Source organism: Streptomyces sp. NPDC006544 (assembly GCF_040611715.1).
Taxonomy (GTDB): Bacteria; Actinomycetota; Actinomycetes; order Streptomycetales; family Streptomycetaceae; genus Streptomyces.
Genome location: NZ_JBEXOV010000007.1, coordinates 70,111 through 92,548 on the forward strand (window position 1 = coordinate 70,111; position 22,438 = coordinate 92,548).

Here is a 22,438-nt window from a genome sequence, read left to right on the forward strand (position 1 = left end):
TTCCACCCGAATCGGAGTGTCCGGATGAGCCGCGGGGAACTCACGGTCTGCATTGTCGGTGCCGGGCCGCGCGGCCTGTCGGTGCTGGAGCGCATCTGCGCCCACGAGCGCACGTCCCCGTCCGGTTCCGCGCTCACCGTGCACGTGGTCGATCCCTACCGGGCCGGTCCGGGCAAGGTCTGGCGCACCGCGCAGTCGCGGCAGCTGCTGATGAACACGGTGGCCTCGCAGGTGACCGTGTACACCGACGACAGCGTGGAGATGAAGGGACCGGTCGAGGACGGGCCGAGCCTGTACGAGTGGTCCTCGGCGCTCGCCCGCTCCCGGGGCGGGACGGCCGGATCCCCCGCCGGAACCGAAACCCACGACGGTGACGGCGACGGCGACAGACACGGCGAGGGCGGCGGATCCGACGCCTCCGACGCCGAGTTACTGGCCGAGGCGCGCCGCCTCGGTCCCGACTCCTATCCCAGCCGCGCCCTCTACGGCCGCTACCTCGAGGAGACCTTCGACCGCGTGGTGGCGGGCGCGCCGAGGCACGTCTCCATCCATGTGCACCGGACGCTGGCCGTCTCCCTGGACGACGCGGCTCCCGGCGACGGCCCCGCTCCCGCGGGCCCGGGCGGCCCCGCGTCCGGTCGGCCCCAGACCCTGCGGCTGGCCGACGGGACCCTGCTGACCGGCCTCGACGCCGTGGTGCTCGCCCAGGGCCACGTAGCGGCCAAGCCCACGGCGGACGAGGCCCGGACCTCCGAGGAGGCGCGGTCCGGCGGGCTGACGTACGTCCTGCCGGCCAATCCGGCCGACGCGCGGCTCCCGGACCCGGCTCCGGGAGAGCCCGTGCTGCTGCGGGGCCTGGGCCTCAACTTCTTCGACCACATGGCCCTGCTCACCGTAGGCCGGGGCGGCCGCTTCGAACGGGCCGGGGACGCGCTGCGCTACGTCCCGTCCGGGCGCGAGCCGACGCTCTACGCGGGATCCCGGCGCGGGATCCCGTACCACGCGCGCGGGGAGAACGAGAAGGGCGCGCACGGGCGTTACCTGCCCCGGCTGCTCACCCCCGCCCTGATCGCGGAGCTGGCCGACCGCGCCGTGGACGGCGATCGGGTGCACTTCGGCACCGACGTGTGGCCGCTGGTCGCCAAGGAGGTGGAGAGCGTCTACTACGGGACGCTGCTGACCGCCGCCGGGCGCGACGACGAGCGCGCGGCCCTCGTCGACCGCTACCTCACGGTGTCGGCGGGCGAGGAGGAGCAGAAGCTGCTCGAGGAGTACGGCATCGCGGCCGCCGACCACTGGAACTGGGAGGACATCTCCCTGCCCTACGGGCGGCGGGTGTTCGCCGACCGCGGCGAGTTCCACGCCTGGCTGCTCGAGCACCTGGCCGCGGACGTGCGCGAGGCGCGCGCCGGCAACGTCAGCGGCCCGCTGAAGTCCGCCCTGGACGTGCTGCGCGACCTGCGCAACGAGATCCGGCTGGTGGTGGACCACGGCCGCCTGGAGGGCAACTCCTACCGGGACGAACTGCAGGGCTGGTACACCCCGCTCAACGCCTTCCTCTCGATCGGGCCGCCGGCCTCGCGCATCGAGGAGCTCATCGCCCTCGTGGAGGCCGGGACCGTACGGCTCGTCGGCCCGGGCATGCGGGTGCGGGTCGCCGTCGACGCCGCGGGGGACGCGGTGTTCGAGGCCACCTCCGACCGGGTGGGCGGGGCGCCCGTGCACGCCCGGATCCTGGTCGAGGCGCGGCTCCCGGAGCCGGACGTGCGGCGCACCGAGGATCCGCTGCTGGCGCACCTCCTGGCGACCGGTCAGATCAGCCCGTACCGCATCGCGGGCACCTGCGGTTCGCACTACGAGACGGGCGGGGTGTCCGTCACCGAGCGCCCCAACCGGGTGGTGGACGCGGACGGGCGCGCCCATCCGCGCCGGTTCGCCTACGGGATCCCCACCGAGGCCGTGCACTGGGTGACGGCGGCGGGCATCAGGCCCGGGGTCAACTCGGTGATCCTGGGCGACTCCGACGCGATCGCCCTGGCGGTACTGGAACTGCTCCCCACCGGCGACCGCGACCACGGCGGCCCCGGCGGTGCCGGCCTCGACGCGGGGGACCTCGACGACGTGGACCTCGACGGCGCCGGTCTCGACGGCGCCGGTTTCTCGGGGGCGTCGCGATGACGGCGGCCGGACGCGCCGCCGCCGACGCCGACGCCGACTGCGGGCTCCTCTCTCCCGTCCGCGCCGGCACCCCGGTGGAGGCCGCCGTCACCGACGGGGCCTGGCTCCAGGCCATGCTCGACGCGGAGGCCGCGCTGGCCCGCGCGCAGGCGAAGCTGGGCACCCTCCCCGCGTCCGCGGCGAAGGCGATCTCGGCGGCCGCCGATGCCGCGGCCTTCGACGTCCGGGCCCTGGCGCTCGCCTCCCGCGAGACGGCCAACCCCGTGGTGGGGCTCGTGCGGGAACTCGGGCTGCGGGTGGCACGGATCGACCCGGCGGCGGCCGAGTACGTGCACCGCGGTTCCACCAGCCAGGACATCTTCGACACCGCGGCCATGCTGGTCGCCCTGCGGTCCCTGCGCCTGATCCGGGCCGACCTGCGCCGGACGGCCGGGGCCCTGGCCGCCCTGGCCGCGCGGCACCGGGACACCGCGATGGCCGGCCGGACCCTGGCGCTGCACGCCGTGCCGACCACCTTCGGGCTCAAGGCCGCCGGATGGCGGGAGCTGGTGCTGCGGGCCGACGAGCGGCTGGCCGCGCTGGAGGACACCCTGCCCGTCTCGCTCGGCGGGGCCGCCGGAACGCTCGCCGGGTACGTGGAGTACGCGGCCCTGGAACACCCGGAACCGGGCGAACCCGGTGCCGGCACTGGCACTGGCACCGGCACCGGCACCGGCACCGAAAGCGGCACCTCTCCCGACACCTACGCCGAGCGCCTGGTCGACGCCTTCGCCGAGGAGACCGGACTGGCGCGCCCCGGACTGCCGTGGCACGCCCTGCGCTTCCCCCTCGCCGACCTCGCGGCCGCCCTCGCCTTCACGACCGGAGCCCTCGGCAAGATCGCGGTCGACGTGCAGTCCCTGGCCCGGACGGAGGTCGGGGAGGTCGGCGAACCGGCCGTGGCCGGCCGCGGCGGTTCCTCCGCCATGCCGCACAAGCGCAACCCCGTGCTCGCCACCCTGATCCGGTCCGCCGCCCTCCAGGTCCCGGCCCTCGCGGGTGCGCTGACGCAGTGCCTGGTCACCGAGGACGAACGCTCCGCCGGGGTCTGGCACGCCGAATGGTCCCTGCTGCGCGAGTGCCTGCGGCTCGCCGGCGGCGCCGCGCACACCGCCGTGGAACTCGCCGGGGGACTGGTCGTCAGGCCGGACCGGATGCGCGACAACCTCCGGCTCACCGGCGGCCAGGTCGTCTCCGAGCGGGTCGCGGTGGCGCTGTCGCCGCTGCTGGGCCGGGCCCGCGCCCGGCACCTGCTCACGGAGGCCTCGCTGACCGCCGACCGCGACGGCAGCTCGCTGCACTCCGTGCTCGCCGCCCTCCCGGAGGTCCGGGACCACCTCGGCGACGCGGAGCTGGCCGCGCTGTTCGATCCGGCCGGATACACCGGCGCCGCCGGGCTCCTCGTCGACCGGGCCCTCGGCCCGCATGCCCATCCGCACGCCCGCACCCTCACCCAGGAGTGACATGTCCCGCCGTCTGTTCACCTCGGAGTCCGTGACCGAAGGTCACCCCGACAAGATCGCCGACCAGATCAGCGACACCATCCTCGACGCGCTCCTCACCCAGGACCCCACGTCGCGCGTGGCCGTGGAGACCCTGATCACCACCGGTCTCGTCCACATCGCCGGCGAGGTGACGACGAAGGCGTACGCGCCCATCGCCCAGCTCGTCCGCGAGGCGATCCTCGCCATCGGCTACGACTCGTCCGCCAAGGGCTTCGACGGCGCCTCCTGTGGCGTGTCGGTGTCCATCGGCGCACAGTCCCCCGACATCGCGCAGGGCGTGGACACCGCGTACGAGAAGCGGGTCGAAGGCGCCGCCGCAGGTGAGGAAGGGGACGAGCTCGACCGGCAGGGCGCGGGCGACCAGGGCCTGATGTTCGGCTACGCGACCGACGAGACCCCCGAGCTGATGCCGCTGCCGATTCACATCGCGCACCGCCTCTCGCGCCGCCTGACCGAGGTCCGCAAGGACGGCACCGTCCCCTACCTGCGCCCCGACGGCAAGACCCAGGTCACCATCGAGTACGACGGCGACAAGCCCGTCCGCCTCGACACCGTCGTCGTCTCCACCCAGCACGCCGCCGACATCGACCTCGACGCGCTCCTGACCCCCGACATCCGGCGCAGCGTGGTCGAGCACGTCCTGGCACAGCTCGCGGCCGAGGGCATCAAGCTGGAGACCGAGGGCTACCGCCTCCTCGTGAACCCGACCGGGCGCTTCGAGATCGGCGGCCCGATGGGCGACGCCGGCCTCACCGGCCGCAAGATCATCATCGACACCTACGGCGGCATGGCCCGCCACGGCGGCGGCGCCTTCTCCGGCAAGGACCCCTCCAAGGTCGACCGCTCCGCCGCCTACGCCATGCGCTGGGTCGCGAAAAACGTCGTCGCCGCCGGCCTCGCCTCACGCTGCGAGGTCCAGGTCGCCTACGCCATCGGCAAGGCCGAACCCGTAGGCCTCTTCGTCGAAACCTTCGGCACCCACAAGGTGGACGTGCAGAAGATCGAGGACGCGATCGGCCAGGTCTTCGACCTCCGCCCCGCCGCCATCATCCGCGACCTCGACCTCCTCCGCCCGATCTACGCCCAGACCGCCGCCTACGGCCACTTCGGCCGCGAACTCCCCGACTTCACCTGGGAACGCACCGACCGCGTCGACGCCCTGCGCGCCACCGCCGGTCTCTAGGGCCGGGAAGGTCCGCCTCAGCACCAGCGCCGTGTCCGTCCCCCTCAAGGAGAATTCCGTGCGCATCGCCGTCACCGGTTCGATCGCCGTCGACCACCTGATGGTCTACCCCGGGCGGTTCGCCGACCAACTGATCCCCGGCCAACTGGACCGGGTGTCCCTGTCGTTCCTCGCCGACGAGCTGGAGATCCGGCGCGGCGGCGTGGCCGCCAACATCGCCCTGGGCCTGGGCCGGCTCGGCGTCCGGCCGCTGCTGGCCGGGGCGGTGGGCGCGGACTTCGCGGACTACCGCGCATGGCTGCACGCACACGACGTGGACACCACCCTGGTCCTGGTCAGCTCCACCCTGCACACGGCGCGGTTCGTGTGCACCACGGACGCCGACCAGAACCAGATCGCCACGTTCTACGCCGGAGCGATGTCCGCCGCCCGCGACATCTCCCTGGCCCCCGCCACCGCGGACGGCCCGCTGGACCTCGTGGTCGTCGCTCCGAACGATCCCGCGGCGATGCTCCGGCACACCGAGGAGTGCCGGGCCCTCGGCATCCCCTTCGCCGCGGACCCCTCGCAGCAGCTCGCCCGCCTCACGGGCGAGGAGGCCCGGCAGCTCGTGGACGGGGCCCGGTTCCTGTTCACCAACGAGTACGAGGCCGCACTGCTCCAGCAGCTCACCGGCTGGAGCGAGGAGGAGGTCCTCGGCCGGGTCGGCAGCTGGATCACCACCCTCGGTTCGCACGGCGCGCGGATCGCCCGCTCCGGCGGCGCCCCGCTGCTGGTCCCCGCCGTCCCCGCGGCGGCCATCGCCGACCCCACCGGAGCCGGCGACGCCTTCCGCTCGGGGTTCCTGGCGGGCGTGGCCTGGGGCTGGAGCTTCGAGCGCGCCGCGCAGCTGGGCTGCGCGCTCGCCACGGTGGTCCTGGAGTCGGTGGGCACCCAGGAGTACAAGCTCTCGGCGGCCGACCTGGTCCTGCGGGTCGAGCACGCCTACGGCACGGACGCTGCCCGGGACGTGGAGCGGCAGCTGCGCGGGTCCGGGGCATGAGCGCCACGGGAGCCACGGCGACGGTGCTCCGGACGCGCGATCCGGGCGGCGAGCCGCTCCGTTCCGCCGTCTCCCCCGGCGTGCGCGAACTCCTCGCCCAGGGGCGCAAGAGCTTCTCCTTCGAGTTCTTCCCGCCGAAGACGGCGGCCGGAGAGCGGACGCTGTGGGCGGCCGTCCGCCGCATCGAGCCGCTCGCGCCCTCGTTCGTCTCGGTGACCTACGGGGCCGGCGGCTCCTCCCGCGACCGCACGGTGGAGGTGACCCAGCGGATCGCCGCCGAGACGACCCTGCGGCCCGTCGCCCACCTCACCGCCGTCGGACACTCGGTGGCCGAACTGCGCCACATCATCGGCCGGTACGCGGACGCCGGGATCCGGGACGTCCTCGCCCTGCGCGGGGACCCGCCGGGGGATCCCAGGGGGGAGTGGACACCTCACCCCCAGGGGCTGCGCCATGCCAGTGAACTCGTAGAACTCATAAGGCAGTTGGGCGACTTCACGGTCGGGGTGGCGGCCTTCCCGGAGTGCCACCCGCGGTCGCCGTCCTGGACCGAGGACCTGCGGCACTTCGCCGCGAAGTGCGCGGCCGGGGCCGACTACGCCATCACGCAGATGTTCTTCCACGTGGAGGACTACCTGCGGCTGCGCGACCGGCTCGCCGCCATGGGCTGCCTGACGCCGATCATCCCCGAGATCATGCCGGCGACCGACTTCCGGCAGATCCGCCGCTTCGCCGAGCTCAGCGACGCCCGCTTCCCCGCCGGGCTCGCCGCCCGGCTGGAGGCGGCCGCGGACAGCCCGGCGGACGGCCACCGGATCGGCGTGGAGTACGCGACGGCCATGGCCGAACGGCTCCTCGCCGAGGGCGCTCCCGGCCTGCACTACATCACTCTCAACCAGTCCCCCGCGACGCTCGAGATCCACCGGAACCTCGACGTGGCGCCGGTCGTCCCGGAGCCGACGGCGTAAGCGGTCGCGGAGCGGAGCGATGCGCGCGGCCACCGGGAACCACCCGGCGGCCGCGCGAAGAGGGGCGACAGATCGCGGGGGAGAGATCCGGCGCCCCTGTCTTCGGGGCGGGGTCAGGCGGCGGTCTCCTCGAGCTCGAGGAGGTACCGCTTGGCCTCGGCCCCGCCGGCGTATCCGGCGAGGCCGCCGGTGGAGGCGACGATGCGGTGGCAGGGCAGGACGACGCACAGCGGGTTCGCGCCCAGCGCGGTACCGACCGCTCGGGCGGCCCGGGGACGGGACAGGGCCCCGGCCAGCTCCGCGTAGGTCGCGGTGCGGCCGTAGGGCACGAACGCGTCCAGTGCCAGGACGGTCTGCCGGCTGAACGGTGTCGCCAGGACCAGGTCGACGGGCAGCGTGAACGCGCGCCGCGCGCCCGCGATGTACTCGTCGATCTGGGCGCGGGCGTCCGCGAACAGCGCGGACTGCTCCGGGGTGTGCTCCCCGTCCGGTGTCCGGCCCAGCCCGGCGCGGGCGATCCGCAGGTCCACCACGTCGGGGTCCTGGAATCCGCAGTACACCAGCGCGTGGTCGGTGGCGGCGAGGCGGAGCTCGCCGATCGCCGTCGCGTGGGTGGTCCGCGCGACGCTCGGTGCGGTGGCGCCGGCGGTGGCGCCGGTGCTGGCGGTACTGGACATGGGACTCCTCGGGCGCGTTCGTGCTCAGGCCGGCAGCGGCCGGCAGCTCTTGCAGGCTCGGTATCCCGCCCGCCGGGCGTCCCGCGCGGTGGCGAACGGCACCCGGTGGGTCGGGGTGATGCGGCGGGCGTGGGCGCAGGTGGGGTGGCAGTAGATGCGGGTGGTGTCGCTGCCGAGGAACACCGAGCCGCTGCGCGACCACTGGTCCACCTCGGCCCTGTCGATGCCCTCCGCGTCGCGCAGGGCGTCCCCGGTGGCCGGGAGGTACCCGGCGTCGCAGGGCGACCCGTTCTCGTACGTGACCCGGTGGCACGGCACGAGTACCGTGAACGGGTTGCGGGCGAGGGTGCCGGCGACGGCCGCGATCTCGCGCGAATCCGGCAGCCCGGCCTCCCGGAGGATCCAGGAGAGCGGGCGCAGCTGGCCGTGCGGGACCGCCCGTACGGCCCGGAGCACGGCGGCGTCGGACGGGTCCACCGCGTCCAGGTCCAGGGGCAGGCTCCTGGCCCGGCCGGTGCGCAGGGCGCCCACCAGCCCGGGGAAGGGCTTGCGGGCGGCGATCGCGGACCGGCCGGTCCGGGCACGGTGCAGTTCCTCGAAACGCTCGGCCGTCAGGCCGGCGCCGCCCAGCGCGGATCCGCTGACGGCCTCCGCCGTGAACGCCACGAACAGTGGTCCCGCCGGGGTGTCCAGCCGGACGTAGGTGTCGTAGCGCTCGCGCGGGATGCCCACGCGCTGCAGGACCCTCAGTGCGAAGTCCACGGGAACCGGCGGGGTGCCCAGCTCTTGTCCGGGGTCGTCCGCCAGTGGTGGCGCGGATGACCCCTCATGATCGTTTCCGCTCACGTAGCCACCTCCTTCAGTTCCTCCTCCGGCGCCAGCAGCCGGCGCAGGTCTCCCATCCCGCGCGATACCTGGGCCTTGGCCGTGCCCACGGGGCATCCCTGCACTTGGGCCACCTCCGCGTAGCTCATTCCGACCACGTGCCTCAGTACCACCGGTATCCGGTAGTACTCCGGCAGCTCCGACAGGGCCGCGACCAGGCGGCCGCGGTCGTCGGAGTTGACGGCGCGCTCGACCGGTCCGGGACCGGTGTCCGCCCAGTTGTCCTGCGCATCGTCGATGCGCAGGGCCGAGACCGGCCGCCGCATGCTGCTGCGTACATGATTGCGCCATACGTTCGCCGCGATCGTCATGAGCCAGGCGCGCGGGCGCAGCTCCCGGCGTCGGGCCGGGGAGTACGTCTGCAGCGCCGTGTAGGCGCGCAGGAACGTGTCCTGCCCCAGATCGTCCGCTTCCGCGGCTGATCCGGAGACGCGCTGCAGGAACGCGTGCACGCCCTTGGCGTGGATCCGGACCAGTTCCGTGAAACCGTCGTCCAGATCCGTCGCCAACAGCTCCGTTAACTGCTCGGCCACCTTGTCCATCATTAAGGAAACACCGTCCCCGGAAAAAGGGTTGCTGGTTGCTGCGGAGGGCCGGGGCGCGGCGACGCCGCCCGGTGCCGGCTCATGTGGCGTGCAGCGCCCCTGCCTGCACGCGGAGCACGGGATCGTCGGCGTCGATCGCCTCGTACAGGCGCCGCAGGCGCGGCACCGGTTCGATGCCGAAGGAATCGCCCAGCCGGCAGCGGAGCCGTTGGAACACACCGAGGGCCTCGGGCCGCAGACCGGACCGGTGGAGGGCGAGCATGTACTGGGCGTGGATGTTCTCGTGCGTGGGGTGCTGGTCGGACAGTCCGGCCAGTTCGGTGAGCAGTTCCCGGTGCCGGCCGAGCTGGAGGTCCACCTCGACCCGCCATTCCCGTACGCCCCTGCGGGCCTCTTCCAGCTCCACGACGTGCGCGGAGGTGACGGGACCGGCCGGTACGTCGGCCAGCGCGGGGCCGCGCCACTGGTCGAGGGCCTCTCCGAGCAGGCGCGAGGCCCGCGCCGGGTCTCCGACGGCGCAGGCCTCGCGGCCGCGCCGGGCGAGGTCCTCGAACCGGAGCCGGTCGCTGGCCCGCGGCGCCGCCACCCCGAGCTGGTAGCTCTGGTTGCGGGTGACCAGGGCGCAGCTGCGGTCGGTGGCGCCGCCGCGCAGGATCTGCCGGATGTAGAGCACGTAGGTCTGCAGGGTGGACAGGGCGGTCTTGGGCGGGTGGGAGCCCCACAGTTCCGTGATGCATTCGCCCGCGCGGACCATCTGGTTGGCGTTGAGCATGAGCAGGGCGAGCAGCTGGCGCGGTTTGGGGGCGCTCGGGGTGCGGTCCTCGCCGTCGACGAAGAGGGAGAGCGGGCCGAGCACGCCGATGCGCACGCCGGGCGGGGTGCCGTCCGGCTCGACGGGTTTGCCGGTGGGAGCGGGACGGGACGGGGACGTGCTCATACGAGGTCCTGCTCGTACTCGCTGATGTTCTTGACGATCAGCCCGCGCAGGACGACCCGCCAGATCCGCGCGAGCTGCTCTCCGGGGCCGGGCCCGACGGTGTCCGTGATGTCCTTCGCCCCGCAGGCCCGGACCTGTATCTCGGCGCCGGCCACGAGGTGGGCCGCCAGGGCGGCGAGGGCGTCGGGGTCGCTTCCGTGGCGCAGGCCGCATTCGTCCTGGGCCTGGTGGAAGAGGTCGCGCAGGACGGGCAGCCAGTCGGCGGACCAGGGGGCGACGGAGGGCGGGCATTCGCGGGCCAGCCGGGCCGCGGCGCGTACTTCGACGTTGTCCTCCAGTAATCGGGCCAGTGTCAGCGTCAGTGCCACTCCGGTCGCCAGGGCGGGCCGCGGGCGGGAGACGACCCCCGCGACGGCTTCCCGGACGACGGCGCGGCCCTGCTGCTGCACGGCTTCGGCGAGTGCCTGCTTGGTGGGGAAGTGGAAGGTCAGCGCTCCCATGGAGATGCCGGCCAGCCGGTTGATCTGGGTGAGCGTCGTTCCCTCGTAGCCGGAGCGGTCGAACTCGGTGGACGCCGCGTGCACGAGGAGCGAGCGGGTACGCACGGCTCTCTGCTGTTGCGCCATGGACGTTCTCCCATCGGGTCGGGGAGCGGGGGGCCACGGCCGGAGGGCCGCTGGAGCACCTTGCGACCTCCCTCGCGGAGGGCACAACGCCGACTTGCCAAAGCCGTCACGCGGAGGGCGGTCACTCCACTCTAGAACATAGAGAGCGTTCGCTATGCTCTTTGGGCCTACCTAACGTCAGGGATGAGCAGCAGGGGGAGCGGGCATGACCGCGTACCGCACGATGCACTTGCGGGATCCGTTGGACGACACCTCGACCACCACGTTCGGCGCGTTCGCACAGGAGGTGTTCGGGCACCTGCCGCGCCAGGACCAGCGCCGCTGGGCCGAGACCTACCTCAAGGGGCTTCTGGGGACACCGGGCAAGAAGTCGGTGCGCCGCATGGCCTCCGCGGTGTCCGCCGCCCCGACCGCCTCGCAGTCGCTGCACCAGTTCATCAGCGCCAGCCCGTGGCCGTGGGATCCCGCCCGGCGGGCGCTGGCGCGCTGGTCGGGGCAGCGGGCGGCGGTGCGGGCCTGGACGCTGGCGCCGATCGTCGCCCCCAAGCGGGGGCTGCACTCCGTCGGCGTGCACCGGCGCTACGACGCCGCGGCCGGCCGGGTCATCAACTGCCAGGTGGGGATCGGCCTGCACCTGTCCACGTGTTGCGGCGACGTCCCCGTGGACTGGCGGCTCCATCTGCCGGAGACCTGGTGCGCCGATCCCGAGCTGCGCCAGCGCGCCCGCATACCCGACTCCGGCGACCCCCGGCCGCTGTGGGAGCTGGGTCTGGAGATGGTCGACACGCTGGCCGCGCAGTCCGCCGCCACGCCTCCGCCGGTGGTCGCGGACGGCAGGGAGCTGGGCGACGCCGTGGCCCTGGCGAACGGACTGAGCACCCGCTGTTGCAAGTTCCTCGTCTCCGTGCCGGGCAACCTCACCCTGCACGCCGGCCCGCATCCGGGCAGCCGGCCGCTGCGTCTGGACACCCCGGCCCGGCTGCACGCCCCCCGGTCCCCCCGGGCCCTGTGGACCCTGTCCGGGCCGGTCCACCTGCCGGGTGCGCACCACACGATGCGGCTGCTGGCCAAGTGGCATCCCGCGCGCACCCGGCCCGCCCGGATCTGGATGACGAACCTCGTGCACGCGGGCCTGGACGACCTGCTCGCCCTCGTCGGCACGCAGGCCGGCACGAAGGCCACCATGCAGTCCTTACGGGAGGACTTCGGCCTCCTGGACTTCGAGGGCAGGTCCTTCCCCGGCTGGCACCGTCACACCACGCTGGTCTCGGCGGCGTACGGCTGGCACCGGCTGTCGGGGGCCTCGGGCCACGCCCACGGCCGGGACGGCCGGGAGCCCCGCGCGGCGGCCGCGCCGCCGAGCGGGTTCCGTCAGGTCAGCTGCTGAGAACGGTGGGACCGGGAGGTCAGCCGACGGCGTCGGTCAGTTCGGTACGGAGCCTGAGCCGGGCCCGCGCCTGCGGGGTGGCGATGCCGGGAAGCAGGTATCGCCACATGACGAGGATGCGCTCCGGCAGGTCCTCCCTGCCGCTGGAGAGCTCGGACACCAGCTGCGTACCGCTGTACGCGCTGACCAGGAGCAGCGCCAGTTCCGCCTCGTCCACCTCGGGCAGCAGGTCGCCGGCGGCGCGCGCCGCCACGAGCTGCTCGCGGAACTGCTCCGCCCAGTTCACGTACGGGGTCTCGTCCCTTATCCCGAAAGCCCTCTGCTCCACCGCGAGCCGCACCCCGGCGCGCAGCAGCGCGTTGACCCGCAGCTGGTCGGCCAGGTACATCGTGATGTCGACCAGGTGCTGCAACCCGTCGACCCCGCCGGGCAGTTCGAGGTCGTCGGCCTGCTCGTTCATCACGGCGCGCGCGAGCTCTTCCTTCGACGCGAAGTGGAAGTAGATCGCCCCCATGGTCAGCCCGGACTGCTTGGTGATCGCGGTGAGCCGGGACCCGTGGAACCCGTGCTCCTCGAACACCACAGCCGCGGCATGGACGATCGTCGCTCGCGTTCTGGCCGCGCGTTCCATCTTGGACATGGTCAGTAACCTATCTGCTCGAGTCTGCGGATTCTTGGGTACGGCACGGATTTCCGGCCACCCGACCGTACGGTCCCGGCCAAGCCCTGGCGGCCGTCGCGCACGCGTGTGCGCCGCGGGTGCGCCCGGCCTCCGGTGGCCCCGGCCGCCCGCTCCGTCCGAGCCGGCGGCCCTCCTCACCCGGGCCGAACATTCCGGGGATTACCCTCGGAAAACTCGCCCGCATTCTGGATCACGCGCCCGGGGCCCCTGACCTGTACCGGTCCGAAATATGACGGCCCAAGCGTCCCGGCCTCCGTCTCCATATGCCTGCGCGGCGCACCGCATTCCCCCCCTCGACAACAAAAAGAGCGTCCTCTATCTTGAAGCCGCCGACACACCCTAACCGGGAAGCGGCCATGGAGGACACGACCTCTTCGATGACGAAGGAGATCTTCCCTATGCGTGCCACCACGGACACGAGGAACCTGGAATCCGGCTTACCGCAGGCGGGCGGGGACCTGTCCGGCCAGTCCCTGACCGACCCGTCCCTGTCCGACAGATCCCTGTTCGCATCGCACCCCGAACTCTCCGGGCCGGTCCTGCCCGAGGCCGGGTACCTCCCCGAGACCGGCACCACGGTGCCCCGCCGGTACGTCCACCGGGCCGCCCTGGCCGAGGTGTTCCTGACCGGGATAGCGCCCGTCGGCGCCGACACGTACCTCGTCACCGCGCAGTGGCCGCGGGGTCACAGCCTCTACGGCTCGCGCGGCGGCATGCTCGACCCGATGCTCGCCTGCGAGACCGTGCGCCAGACCGTCCCGCTCCTGTCCCACACCGTCTTCGACGTCCCGTTCGGCCACATGCAGAGCTGGGACCACATATCTTTCGGGCTCGACCCGGACGTCATGACGGCGGGGGTGACGCCCCCCGAGATCGAGCTGCGCGTCCGGTGTCACGACACGGTGCTCCGGGGCTCGCGGCTGATCGCCACCTCCCTCGACATCATGCTCTTCCGTGACGGCGACCTGCTCGGAGCGGCCGGGGCCCGCTTCTCCTGCCACACCCCGGCGATCTACAAGCGCCTGCGCACCGGGCGCGCCGACTCCGATCCGCAGCTCCTGATGAAGGACATGCCCCACCTCCCGCCGGTCGCACCGCCGACGGTGGGCCGGGACCGCGCCGCGGACGTCGTCCTCTCCCCCACCGAGCGGTCCGACACGTGGCTGCTGCGGGTGGACCCGTCCCACCCCATCCTCTTCGACCACCCCGTCGACCACGCCCCCGGCATGCTGCTGCTGGAAGCCGCGCGCCAGGCCGCACAGGCGGCCTCCCCCGCCGGAAACAGCGTGGTCCTGGGCCTGGACTCCGATTTCATCCGCTACGTGGAACTCGACGCACCGTGCCGGATCGAGACCCAGGCGCTGTCGGCCGACGCCCGCGGCCGGGTCCAGGTCCTCATCACCGGCATCCAGAACGGCGCCACCGCCTTCACCGCCTCGGTGACCACGCAGCCGCTGGCCGCGGCCTGAGTCCGGCGGCCGCGCCCCTGCCCGGATCCGGAACCGCGCCCGGCCCGGGACCGGCGCCCGCTCCCGTACCCGCTCCCGCACCCGTGTGTACGCAGAAGGCCGTGCCCGAGGCCGTGCCCGAGGCCCTGCGCGCGACCGCGCCCGCGACCGCGCCCGCCGAACTCCATGTCGGAAAGCCGCCAGCGCGCGGCGCGCTTCCGGGAAATCATCACCTCATGGACCTTTCGTCACTTCCCGCACGCACGGCCGCACCCGGCGGACCCGGTCCACTCGGGCCGCCGGCGCCGGGAGGGACGGGCTCCGGCCCGGCGACGTTCTTCACCACGCTCTCCAGCCCCCTGGGCGAACTGCTCCTGGTGGCCCGGGAGTCGCCCGGCGCACCCGGCGGCGCGGCCCTGGCCTCGCTGACGATGGCCGGCGGGCGCGGAGTCCCGGGCCCCCGGCCCGGGTGGCGCCGGGAGCCGGCCGCCTTTGCCGAGGCGCTCCGGCAGCTGCGCGCGTACTTCGCGGGGCGGCTCACCCGGTTCGAGCTGGAGTACGTCACGGAGGGCACCTCCTTCCAGCGCCGCGTGTGGGAGGCCCTGGACACGATCCCGTACGGCACGACCACCACCTACGGGGAACTGGCCGGCCGGCTCGGGATCCCCCGCGGCGAGGTACGGGCGCTGGGCGGCGCCGTCGGCGCCAACCCCCTGCTGCTCGTGCGGCCCTGCCACCGGGTCATCGGGGCGGACGGCGCCATGCGCGGCTACGCGGGCGGGGTCGAGCGCAAGGTCGCGCTGCTCACCCACGAGGGGGCCCTACTGCCCCTGTTCACCTGACCGACGACGAGAGACACCTCATGACGACCACCCGGACAGAGCCCCAGGCAGCACCGGCCTGGGCACGCGAACGGGCCGGGGCGGCAGACTGGTCCGCGCTCGCCTCCGAACTCGACGCCTACGGCTGCGCGCCGACACCCCCGCTGCTCACCCCGGCCGAGTGCGGTGAGCTCATCGCCCTGTACGAGGACGCCGAGCGGTTCCGCACCACCGTGGACATGGCCCGCCACCGCTTCGGATCGGGCGAGTACCGCTACTTCACCCACGACCTGCCCGAGCCCGTCGCGGCGCTGCGTGCCGCGCTCTACCCGCACCTGGTGGTCATCGCCCGCGTCTGGGCCGAGCGGCTCGGCAGGCCCGCGCCGTGGCCGGACTCGCTCGAGGAGTGGGTCGCGATGTGCCACCGGGCCGGACAGGACCGGTCGGCGCAGATCCTGCTGCGCTACGGGGAGGGCGACTGGAACGCGCTGCACCGGGACGTCTTCGGCGACATGCTCTTCCCGATGCAGGTCGTCATCGGCCTCAACGCGTACGGCACGGACTACACGGGCGGGGAGTTCCTCCTCGTCGAACAGCGGCCGCGCGCACAGTCACGGGGTACCACGACCGCGCTCCCCCAGGGCCACGGGCTGGTGTTCACCACGCGCGACCGCCCGGTGCGCAGCAAGCGGGGCTGGTCGGCGGGGGCGGCGCGGCACGGCGTGAGCACGGTCCGCAGCGGCCGCCGCCACGCGCTGGGCCTGGTGTTCCACGATGCGGCGTAGGCCCGCGGTGCGGGAGAGGAGCACGTCACCGCTGCTCGGGGAGGCGGCCGCGACGGCCGGCGGGGCGGAGTTTCCCGTACCGGCCGCGCACACGGCGGCTGAACTCTCCGCGCTCCTCGGGCTCCTGACCGCGCTTACTCCGCAACCCGATACGGGCGGGACGGACGGGGTGCCTGGGACGGACGGAGCGGGGGGACCGGGCGGGGCGGAGCCGGTGACCGTGGTCGTGGGGCACGGGCGCGACGGGGCCTCGCGCTCCGCCGCCGCCGCGTTCACCGAGGCCTGGCGGGCCCGGGGCGGGCAGGTCCTCGCGGTGGTGGACTGGCCCGAGAGCGCCGCGTCCTGGCTCCGTCCGGCCCGTCGGATGACCGAGCAGAGCCCGGGAGCGTGGGTGGTGACGGGGGCCCTGACGGGCTGGGCGCAGATGAGCCGGCGGCTGCGGCACAGCACGGACTGGGATCCGGCCCGTACGTTCGCGTTCGCCGCGCTGCACGACCCGCGCCTGCGGACCCTGGCGGGGCCGGACGCCGTACGCGGTCTGCGGGGAGCCACCGCGCAGGGCGGGACCTGGGAGTTCGGCGAAGAGGACGACGAGGGGTTCTTCCGGTACGGCGCCGGTTTGCGGGAGATCCCGCGCGGCGGCGGATAGCCCGGCCGGTATCGCCTCTCCTTGCCCCGTATTCACCCCGGAGGGGCCATGATTTCCCGCCGGGCGGATAGCGGATAAATGATTGCCAAGTGTGCCGAAGGCGGTACGAGGGGTGGGATTTCCGGTTGCGAGCCTTCCGGATCCCCCATTCCGCGGGAAATCGATAACACGGATCTTCCCGGGCCGCCGGGGCCCGCGTTCCGCGGCCGGCTCGCTCAGTGGCCGCTCGAGCCGTCCCCGACCGACCGTGGGCGCCCGTCCAAATCTGACGTGATCTGGTCAATCTCCTCGGCCCCCCGGGAAGGGTCCGCCGTCCGGGCCCGCGCGCAGGCCCGCGATGACCATGTGGATCAGGAGGGCGTAGCTCTCGTCCAGGGCTTCGGGTCGGGCGAAGCCGCCTTCGGACTCCAGGGAGGCGAAACCGTGGGCGGCGGCGCGCAGGCACCGGGCCGCGTGGATGGCCGCCGAGTCCTCCAGGCCGTACGCCCGCAGCGTGGCCAGGAGGATGGTGACCAGGCGTTCGCCGGCTTCGGCGGTGCGGGCTCGTGGAGCGTGCAGGAGCGCGGCGTAGCGGTGGGGGTGACGGAGCACGTAGGCGCGCCAGGCCGTCATGAAGGCGCGGATCGCGTCGTCGGCCGAGCGGCCGAGGACGGCCTCGCCGACCTCGTCCGCGATCTCGTTCAGGATCCGCGCCGACAGGAGGTCGCGGAGTTCCGCGAGGTTGCGCACGTGCTTGTACAGGGACGGAGTGGCCACACCCGCCCGGCCCGCGACCGCCGACAGGGTCAGGGCCGCCGGGGTCTCCTCGTCGACGAGGCCCAGGGCCACGTCGACCACCGCTTCCGCGGAGAGGGCGGCCCTAGGCACGATCGGCCTCGCCCTCGGCCAGGAACGACAGGACGGCGGCGGCGGTCTCCGCGGGGAACTGGGCGTGGGCGTAGTGGCCCGCGCCCGCGATCAGTTCGACGCGGCCCAGCCCGGCGGGCATCCCCGCCACGACGGCCTCGCCCTCGGCGCGGGGGTCGGCCCAGTCGCAGTCGAGGGTGCCCTCGATGACCAGGGCCGGGCACGTGATGCCGCCGAGGCGGGCGCCCGCGTCGGTGGGGGCGGACAGGCCCATCTTGGCGACCACGGCCATCCGTCCGGGACGGCGCAGGTCGGCGTCGACGGCGGCCAGGTGCTCGGCGTGTCCGGCGGGGCGGGCGCCCGGGTAGGCATGGTCGAGGTAGCGCTGCCACACGCCGGCGCTGCGCAGCATGCCGGCGCCCATGAGCAGCAGCATGCCCTTGCGGTAGCGGGCGTTGGACCCGAGGGCGCCGAAATCGATCTTCTGCGCGCGGGTGAACGGGCTGATTTCGACGATCGCGCTGACCAGCTCGGGCTCCTGGGCCGCCGCGATGGTGGCGGAGCCACCGGCGAAGGAGTGGCCGACGATGACGGCGGGGCCGCCCAGGTGCCGGATCAGGGCGAGCAGGTCGCCCGCCGTGTCGGTGCGGGTGTACGAGGCCCAGCCGGTGCTCGACTCCCCGTGTCCGCGCAGGTCGGTGGCGGCGACCCGGTACCCGGCGGCGACCAGGAGGGCGGCCGTCTCCCGGAAGGCTCCCCTGTTGTCGCCCATCCCGTGGGCGAGGACGATCAGCGGGCCCTCGCCCGTGACCTCGTAGGCGAGCCGTCCGTCACCGATGCTCAGAAAGTTCGTCATGGCCGGTCCCCCCGAAAGCAGTGGCTAATGCCTGTTGCCTAAAAGCTAATGCCTTTAGCTTCGAGCGTCAACCCCCGCGCCTGCGCGGCGTACGCCGACGCAGTGCCGGTGTACGCCGCGCGGGTGAGGGGGGAGGGGGGCCGCGGGAGGCAGCCCGCGCTCACTTCGGGTCGCGGTTGAACTTCGACGTGGACCAGAAGTAGCCGAGCACGGTCAGGCCCAGGCACCAGCCGACGGCGAGCCATCCGTCGGTGCCGATCTCGGTGCCGAGGAGCAGGCCGCGCAGGGTCTCGATGGCGGGGGTGAAGGGCTGGTACTCGGCGATCGGCTGGAACCAGCCCGGCATCGCGTCGACCGGGACGAAGGCGCTGGACAGGAGCGGCAGCAGGATCATCGGCAGCGCGTTGTTGCTGGCGGCCTCGGCGTTCGGGCTGATCAGGCCCATGCCGACCGCGATCCAGGTGAGGGCGAGGGCGAACAGCACGAGCAGCCCGAACGCGGCCAGCCACTCCAGGGCGGTGGCGTCCGTGGACCGGAACCCGATGGCCACGCCCACGGCTCCGACGAGGACCACACTGGCGATCGCCTGCAGCACGCTGCCGATGACGTGCCCGACGAGCACCGAGCCGCGGTGGATGGCCATCGTGCGGAAGCGGGCGATGATGCCCTCGGACATGTCGGTGGAGACGGACACCGCGGTGCCGATCGTGGTGCTGCCGACGGTCATCAGCAGCAGGCCCGGGACGAGGTAGGCGATGTACGCGGAGCGGTCGCCGCCGCCGATGCCGGCGCTCATCGTGTCGCCGAAGATGTAGACGAAGAGCAGCAGCAGCATGATCGGCGTGAGCAGCAGGTTCAGGGTGAGGGACGGGTAGCGCCGCGCGTGCAGGAGGTTGCGCCGCAGCATCGTGGAGGAGTCGCGGACGGCGAGGGAGAGGGTGCTCATCGGAGGTTCTCCTTGGGCTGGCTGTTCTGGTGGGGGACGTCGGCGCCGCCGGTCAGGGCGAAGAACACGTCGTCGAGGTCGGGGGTGTGCACGGTCAGCTCGTCCGCCTCGATGCCGACGGAGTCGAGCCAGTCGAGGATCGAGCGCAGTTCGCGCTGGCTGCCGTCGCTGGGCAGCTGGAGCGTGAGGGCCTCGTCGTCGCGGGCGGCCTCGCGCAGGGCGGTGGCGGCGGCCCGGTAAGCGGCCGGATCGGCGAAGCGGAGCCGCACGTGCCCGCCGGGAACCAGCCGCTTGAGTTCCTCGGCGGTGCCCTCGGCGGCGATCTTGCCGTCGTTGAGGACGGCGATGCGGTCGGCGAGCTGGTCGGCCTCGTCCAGGTACTGGGTGGTGAGGAAGACGGTGACCCCGCCCGCGACGAGCCGGCGGATGATCTGCCACATGGTGTGGCGGGAGCGGGGGTCGAGGCCGGTGGTGGGCTCGTCGAGGAAGATGATCCGCGGGTCGCCGACCAGGGTCATGGCGATGTCGAGGCGGCGCTTCATACCGCCGGAGTACGTGGAGGCCGGCTTCTTGGCGGCCTCGGTGAGGTCGAAGCGCTCCAGCAGCTCGGCGGCGACACGGCGGCCCTCGCCCTTGGACAGGCGGTGCAGGTCCGCCATCAGGAGCATGTTCTCCTCACCCGTGATCAGGCCGTCGACGGCGGAGAACTGCCCGGTGACACCGATCGCGGCGCGCACCGCCTGCGGGTCGGCGGCCAGGTCGTGGCCGCCGACACGGACCTCCCCGGAGCCGGCGCCGGGAGAGATCAGCGTGGAGAGGATCTTCACGACGGTGGTCTTGCCCGCGCCGTTCGGGCCGAGCAGCGCGAAGACGGTGCCCGCCGGGATGCGCAGGTCGATGCCGTCGAGGACGACCTTGTCACCGTAGGACTTGCGCAGCCCGACGGCGGAGACGGCGGTGGGCGCCTCCCGGTTGTTGCCAGAATTAGACGTGGACATGACAGATGAAGGCATGGGCCCTCCCGGGCGAAGGCTGGAGCGGAGCGGAAGCTGGATTCTCGGGCGCGGAACTCTCGGGCGCGGGACCTCGGATGCGGGACCTTGGAGCGCGGCGATCGGATGCGGGTCCGTCGAATGCGGGTCCGTCAGGCGCGGGTCCGTCAGGCGCGGGCGCGGCGGACGTCGATGTTGCCATAGCGCGTACGGGCGCGGACCTTGACGGTGTCCTCGCTCTCCCCCGGGGCCTCGGAGGCGGTGAGCGCGTTGCGCACCTGGCCCGAGGCCGAGCTGACGTCGAGCCAGGCGGCGGTGCCCTCGCGGATGCCGACCTCGATGGCGCCGTAGGAGGTCTCCAGCTGAAGGGTGCCGCGGGCGGCGTCGGCGACGCGCAGGGTGCCGTGGGCGGTGGTCGCGGTGACGGAGCCCTCGGCGCGCGCGATGTCGATGTCGCCGTTCGCGCCGCTCACCCGCAGGTCGCCGGTCGCGGCGCCGACGGTCGTGGTGCCGTGCGAGTTCTTCAGGACGGCGGAGCCGCCGACGGTGCCGACGCGCAGGCTGCCGGAGCTGGTGGTGATCTCGGCCGCGCCCTCGATCCGGTCGACGGTGATCGAGCCGTGGGAGGCGGTCAGGTGGAGCGGCCCGGTCGTGTCGAAGCGGACGTCACCGGACGAGGTCTTCACGCGGACCTCGCCGAGCCGGCCTTCGCCGAGCACCTGCACCCACGCTCCGGTCATGTCGACGCGCGAACCCGTGGGCAGTCCGACCGTCACGTCGACGGTGCCGGGGCGCCCGAAGGGATTGCGCTGCTTGGGCGTCCTGACGGTCAGGACGCCGCTCGCGTACGTGACTTCGGTCTGATCGGCCGACCGCACGTCCTGGTCCCGCTTCGGGTCGCGGGGCCGCACCTCGACGACCGTGTCGAGGCGGTCGCCCGCGGTGAACTGGATGGAACCGGCGTCCACGTGTGCGGTGGCCGAGATCGGTTCGGGGGTGTCGAAAGAAGGCATGGCTGTCCCGTCCTCTTGGGTCCTTCTGCATGTGCGCGGCGTCCCGGCTGGTGGGACGTGGTGCGGTGAACTCGTTCCGGGGGACTGGCTAGTGCACCCAGCCCGTGAAGCTCTGCCCGACGGTCTTGGCCGTCCCGGAGGTACGGGGGGCGGCGCCGCCCGTGTCGACCGCGGCCGACACGACGCGTACGAGCCAGGCGTTGACCGACAGGCCCTCACCGGCCGCCGCCTCCTCGGCGCGGGCCTTGAGGTGGGCCGGCAGGCGCAGGTTGACGCGGGCGGCGGTGCCGCCCTCGTCGGAGTCGACGGGGACGGGGGCCGGCGCGGGCACCGGTGCGTCCAGCGGCTCGGGGGTCCGGTCCTCGCGCTGGGGCAGTGCCACCACGAACTCCGGGTCGAGCCCGCGCAGTCGCACGTCGACCGAGCCGGGGGCCAGTTCGAGGGTGATCTCGTCCATGGCGGCGGACAGCACGTTGAGCAGGGTCAGGCGGGTCGCCGACTCCAGCGGCGCGGTCAGCCGCTCGGCGAGCTCGCGGGCCGCGTCACCCCCGGCTTCGGCGGCGACCGCGAGCTCGCGGCGGAGGTTGGCGACGTAGGGGGTGAGGTCCATGACTGAAGCATGGCACGGGAGTGGCGCCATGTCGAGCCAAAATGGCGCCACATTGGAAACACATCCGGGGAGAAATATAAAACCGCAGATCAAATGGGGTGTCGTTGGGGTGTCACCGTGGCGCCATCGGGGTCAACATGGCTCCATGGGTGCAGCTGACCCTCCCATCCGGGGCCTGCTCCCTTCCCTATGGCACGAGTGGCGCCACGATGCGCCACACTGGCGCACGATGGCGCGGCACGATGGCGTCACACCTGAACAGCGCTCCTGGGCGCCACCGGCCGGGAGCTCGCCCCGGACGCAGCGGTGCGATCGCCCTGGTCGGCGCGCCGGTGCGCGACGGGGACGGACGGGAGCACGTGGCCACCCTGGCCGTGACCGGCACGGGGGCGCGCGTGGTCTACCGGAAGATGTGGCTGCACGGCTCGGAGTCCGACCGGTTCACCCCCGGCGCGAGGCCCGAGGTGCTCACCGTCGACGGCCGGAGGCTCGGACTGGCCGTCTGCTACGACGCCGCCGTGCCCCGGCACGCGGCGGACACGGCGGCGCTGGGCATGGACGCCTACGTGGCGAGCACCCTCTACGGCGGCGGCCCGGAGTCCGCCGCATGCCGGGACGCCCACGTGCGGGAGCGCGCCGTCACCCACCGCACCTGGGTGGTGCTCGCCACCGCCGCCGGAGCCAGCGGAACGTACGCGGAGACCTCGGGCGGCTCCGGCATCTGGACCCCGACCGGGGACGCCCTCGTCCAGGCGGGCCCGGAGGCGGACCGGGTGGTCACGGCAACCCTGGACTGAAAACAGCCGTGCGGTCCAGCC

At 73.3% G+C, this 22,438-nt stretch carries 23 protein-coding genes; 11 read left to right on the top strand and 12 right to left on the bottom strand.

Annotated elements, in window-relative coordinates; translation table 11 throughout:
- Positions 1-24: 24 nt before the first annotated feature.
- Genes ABZY44_RS05545 through metF form a run of 5 tightly spaced genes read left to right on the top strand, consistent with a single transcriptional unit; the run spans position 25 to position 6,915 of the window.
- Positions 25-2,178: an FAD/NAD(P)-binding protein gene (locus tag ABZY44_RS05545; protein WP_356650291.1), complete on the top strand. Its 2,154-nt coding sequence runs from the start codon at positions 25-27 to the stop codon at positions 2,176-2,178.
- A complete protein-coding gene (locus ABZY44_RS05550) occupies positions 2,175-3,680 on the top strand; it encodes a lyase family protein (RefSeq protein ID WP_356650292.1) in 1,506 nt (501 codons plus the stop codon). Before ABZY44_RS05545 ends, ABZY44_RS05550 begins: the two co-directional genes overlap by 4 nt.
- A 1-nt stretch (position 3,681) precedes the next feature.
- The gene (gene metK, locus ABZY44_RS05555; RefSeq protein ID WP_356650293.1) at positions 3,682-4,905 is read left to right on the top strand and encodes a methionine adenosyltransferase; all 1,224 of its coding nucleotides are present in this window, start codon (positions 3,682-3,684) and stop codon (positions 4,903-4,905) included.
- A 58-nt stretch (positions 4,906-4,963) separates the two neighbouring features.
- Positions 4,964-5,947, top strand: coding sequence for a carbohydrate kinase family protein (locus ABZY44_RS05560; RefSeq protein WP_356650294.1), 984 nt, complete (start codon positions 4,964-4,966; stop codon positions 5,945-5,947).
- Positions 5,944-6,915: a methylenetetrahydrofolate reductase [NAD(P)H] gene (gene metF, locus ABZY44_RS05565; protein ID WP_356650295.1), complete on the top strand. Its 972-nt coding sequence runs from the start codon at positions 5,944-5,946 to the stop codon at positions 6,913-6,915. The genes ABZY44_RS05560 and metF overlap by 4 nt, the downstream gene beginning before the upstream one ends.
- 113 nt (positions 6,916-7,028) lie before the next feature.
- Here metF and ABZY44_RS05570 read toward each other — a convergent pair whose 3' ends face one another.
- The 5 genes from ABZY44_RS05570 to ABZY44_RS05590 all read right to left on the bottom strand — a co-directional run bounded on the left by ABZY44_RS05570 (position 7,029) and on the right by ABZY44_RS05590 (position 10,585).
- The gene (locus ABZY44_RS05570) at positions 7,029-7,592 is read right to left on the bottom strand and encodes a methylated-DNA--[protein]-cysteine S-methyltransferase (protein WP_356650296.1); all 564 of its coding nucleotides are present in this window, start codon (positions 7,590-7,592) and stop codon (positions 7,029-7,031) included.
- Positions 7,593-7,616: 24 nt separating this feature from the next.
- Positions 7,617-8,438, bottom strand: coding sequence for an MGMT family protein (locus tag ABZY44_RS05575; RefSeq protein ID WP_356650297.1), 822 nt, complete (start codon positions 8,436-8,438; stop codon positions 7,617-7,619).
- The gene (locus tag ABZY44_RS05580; protein WP_356650370.1) at positions 8,435-9,019 is read right to left on the bottom strand and encodes an RNA polymerase sigma factor; all 585 of its coding nucleotides are present in this window, start codon (positions 9,017-9,019) and stop codon (positions 8,435-8,437) included. The genes ABZY44_RS05575 and ABZY44_RS05580 overlap by 4 nt, the downstream gene beginning before the upstream one ends.
- 82 nt (positions 9,020-9,101) lie before the next feature.
- Entirely contained in the window at positions 9,102-9,959 is an 858-nt protein-coding gene (locus ABZY44_RS05585) for an AfsR/SARP family transcriptional regulator (protein WP_356650298.1), read from the bottom strand.
- A complete protein-coding gene (locus tag ABZY44_RS05590; RefSeq protein WP_356650299.1) occupies positions 9,956-10,585 on the bottom strand; it encodes a TetR/AcrR family transcriptional regulator in 630 nt (209 codons plus the stop codon). The genes ABZY44_RS05585 and ABZY44_RS05590 overlap by 4 nt, the downstream gene beginning before the upstream one ends.
- A 205-nt stretch (positions 10,586-10,790) precedes the next feature.
- On the opposite strand from ABZY44_RS05590, the gene ABZY44_RS05595 reads away from it, so the two are divergent.
- Entirely contained in the window at positions 10,791-11,972 is a 1,182-nt protein-coding gene (locus ABZY44_RS05595; RefSeq protein ID WP_356650300.1) for a transposase, read from the top strand.
- A gap of 19 nt (positions 11,973-11,991) precedes the next feature.
- Here the strand turns inward: ABZY44_RS05595 and ABZY44_RS05600 are convergent, their stop codons facing one another.
- Positions 11,992-12,612: a ScbR family autoregulator-binding transcription factor gene (locus ABZY44_RS05600; RefSeq protein ID WP_356650301.1), complete on the bottom strand. Its 621-nt coding sequence runs from the start codon at positions 12,610-12,612 to the stop codon at positions 11,992-11,994.
- Between the two features lie 440 nt (positions 12,613-13,052).
- Here ABZY44_RS05600 and ABZY44_RS05605 point away from each other — a divergent pair, with 440 nt between their 5' ends.
- The 4 genes from ABZY44_RS05605 (at position 13,053) to ABZY44_RS05620 (ending at position 16,357) form a co-directional block, all read left to right on the top strand.
- Entirely contained in the window at positions 13,053-14,123 is a 1,071-nt protein-coding gene (locus ABZY44_RS05605; protein ID WP_356650302.1) for a ScbA/BarX family gamma-butyrolactone biosynthesis protein, read from the top strand.
- Between the two features lie 215 nt (positions 14,124-14,338).
- Entirely contained in the window at positions 14,339-14,944 is a 606-nt protein-coding gene (locus tag ABZY44_RS05610; protein WP_356650303.1) for a methylated-DNA--[protein]-cysteine S-methyltransferase, read from the top strand.
- 20 nt (positions 14,945-14,964) lie between these two features.
- Positions 14,965-15,708 carry a 2OG-Fe(II) oxygenase gene (locus tag ABZY44_RS05615; RefSeq protein WP_356650304.1) on the top strand — a complete coding sequence of 248 codons (744 nt, stop codon included), beginning with the start codon at positions 14,965-14,967 and terminating at the stop codon, positions 15,706-15,708.
- 214 nt (positions 15,709-15,922) lie between these two features.
- Complete coding sequence (locus ABZY44_RS05620; RefSeq protein ID WP_356650305.1) at positions 15,923-16,357, top strand: hypothetical protein; 435 nt, start codon at positions 15,923-15,925, stop codon at positions 16,355-16,357.
- A 279-nt stretch (positions 16,358-16,636) separates the two neighbouring features.
- Here ABZY44_RS05620 and ABZY44_RS05625 read toward each other — a convergent pair whose 3' ends face one another.
- The 6 genes from ABZY44_RS05625 to ABZY44_RS05650 form a co-directional block, all read right to left on the bottom strand.
- Positions 16,637-17,224 carry a WHG domain-containing protein gene (locus tag ABZY44_RS05625; protein WP_356650306.1) on the bottom strand — a complete coding sequence of 196 codons (588 nt, stop codon included), beginning with the start codon at positions 17,222-17,224 and terminating at the stop codon, positions 16,637-16,639.
- Positions 17,217-18,059 carry an alpha/beta hydrolase gene (locus tag ABZY44_RS05630; RefSeq protein WP_356650307.1) on the bottom strand — a complete coding sequence of 281 codons (843 nt, stop codon included), beginning with the start codon at positions 18,057-18,059 and terminating at the stop codon, positions 17,217-17,219. The genes ABZY44_RS05625 and ABZY44_RS05630 overlap by 8 nt, the downstream gene beginning before the upstream one ends.
- A gap of 160 nt (positions 18,060-18,219) precedes the next feature.
- Positions 18,220-19,005 (bottom strand): ABC transporter permease, encoded by a 786-nt coding sequence (locus tag ABZY44_RS05635; protein ID WP_356650308.1) that lies wholly within the window; start codon positions 19,003-19,005, stop codon positions 18,220-18,222.
- A complete protein-coding gene (locus ABZY44_RS05640) occupies positions 19,002-20,018 on the bottom strand; it encodes an ATP-binding cassette domain-containing protein (protein WP_356650309.1) in 1,017 nt (338 codons plus the stop codon). Before ABZY44_RS05640 ends, ABZY44_RS05635 begins: the two co-directional genes overlap by 4 nt.
- Positions 20,019-20,164: 146 nt before the next feature.
- The gene (locus ABZY44_RS05645; protein ID WP_356650310.1) at positions 20,165-21,010 is read right to left on the bottom strand and encodes a DUF4097 family beta strand repeat-containing protein; all 846 of its coding nucleotides are present in this window, start codon (positions 21,008-21,010) and stop codon (positions 20,165-20,167) included.
- An 88-nt stretch (positions 21,011-21,098) separates the two neighbouring features.
- The gene (locus ABZY44_RS05650) at positions 21,099-21,620 is read right to left on the bottom strand and encodes a toxin-antitoxin system HicB family antitoxin (RefSeq protein ID WP_356650311.1); all 522 of its coding nucleotides are present in this window, start codon (positions 21,618-21,620) and stop codon (positions 21,099-21,101) included.
- 242 nt (positions 21,621-21,862) lie between these two features.
- Between ABZY44_RS05650 and ABZY44_RS05655 the strand changes: the two genes are divergently transcribed.
- Complete coding sequence (locus tag ABZY44_RS05655; RefSeq protein ID WP_356650312.1) at positions 21,863-22,417, top strand: carbon-nitrogen hydrolase family protein; 555 nt, start codon at positions 21,863-21,865, stop codon at positions 22,415-22,417.
- Positions 22,418-22,438: the final 21 nt, after the last annotated feature.

What these genes read in the sequence shown, in the direction of transcription:
- metK (WP_356650293.1), top strand. Translation starts at nt 3,682, where the DNA reads ATGTCCCGCCGTCTGTTCACCTCGGAGTCCGTGACCGAAGGTCACCCC.
- ABZY44_RS05545 (WP_356650291.1), top strand. Translation starts at nt 25, where the DNA reads ATGAGCCGCGGGGAACTCACGGTCTGCATTGTCGGTGCCGGGCCGCGC.
- ABZY44_RS05645 (WP_356650310.1), bottom strand. Translation starts at nt 21,010, where the DNA reads ATGCCTTCTTTCGACACCCCCGAACCGATCTCGGCCACCGCACACGTG.
- ABZY44_RS05640 (WP_356650309.1), bottom strand. Translation starts at nt 20,018, where the DNA reads ATGCCTTCATCTGTCATGTCCACGTCTAATTCTGGCAACAACCGGGAG.
- ABZY44_RS05605 (WP_356650302.1), top strand. Translation starts at nt 13,053, where the DNA reads ATGCGTGCCACCACGGACACGAGGAACCTGGAATCCGGCTTACCGCAG.
- ABZY44_RS05580 (WP_356650370.1), bottom strand. Translation starts at nt 9,019, where the DNA reads ATGGACAAGGTGGCCGAGCAGTTAACGGAGCTGTTGGCGACGGATCTG.
- ABZY44_RS05615 (WP_356650304.1), top strand. Translation starts at nt 14,965, where the DNA reads ATGACGACCACCCGGACAGAGCCCCAGGCAGCACCGGCCTGGGCACGC.
- ABZY44_RS05590 (WP_356650299.1), bottom strand. Translation starts at nt 10,585, where the DNA reads ATGGCGCAACAGCAGAGAGCCGTGCGTACCCGCTCGCTCCTCGTGCAC.
- ABZY44_RS05595 (WP_356650300.1), top strand. Translation starts at nt 10,791, where the DNA reads ATGACCGCGTACCGCACGATGCACTTGCGGGATCCGTTGGACGACACC.
- ABZY44_RS05610 (WP_356650303.1), top strand. Translation starts at nt 14,339, where the DNA reads ATGGACCTTTCGTCACTTCCCGCACGCACGGCCGCACCCGGCGGACCC.
- ABZY44_RS05655 (WP_356650312.1), top strand. Translation starts at nt 21,863, where the DNA reads ATGGCGTCACACCTGAACAGCGCTCCTGGGCGCCACCGGCCGGGAGCT.
- metF (WP_356650295.1), top strand. Translation starts at nt 5,944, where the DNA reads ATGAGCGCCACGGGAGCCACGGCGACGGTGCTCCGGACGCGCGATCCG.
- ABZY44_RS05585 (WP_356650298.1), bottom strand. Translation starts at nt 9,959, where the DNA reads ATGAGCACGTCCCCGTCCCGTCCCGCTCCCACCGGCAAACCCGTCGAG.
- ABZY44_RS05635 (WP_356650308.1), bottom strand. Translation starts at nt 19,005, where the DNA reads ATGAGCACCCTCTCCCTCGCCGTCCGCGACTCCTCCACGATGCTGCGG.
- ABZY44_RS05600 (WP_356650301.1), bottom strand. Translation starts at nt 12,612, where the DNA reads ATGTCCAAGATGGAACGCGCGGCCAGAACGCGAGCGACGATCGTCCAT.
- ABZY44_RS05550 (WP_356650292.1), top strand. Translation starts at nt 2,175, where the DNA reads ATGACGGCGGCCGGACGCGCCGCCGCCGACGCCGACGCCGACTGCGGG.
- ABZY44_RS05650 (WP_356650311.1), bottom strand. Translation starts at nt 21,620, where the DNA reads ATGGACCTCACCCCCTACGTCGCCAACCTCCGCCGCGAGCTCGCGGTC.
- ABZY44_RS05630 (WP_356650307.1), bottom strand. Translation starts at nt 18,059, where the DNA reads ATGACGAACTTTCTGAGCATCGGTGACGGACGGCTCGCCTACGAGGTC.
- ABZY44_RS05570 (WP_356650296.1), bottom strand. Translation starts at nt 7,592, where the DNA reads ATGTCCAGTACCGCCAGCACCGGCGCCACCGCCGGCGCCACCGCACCG.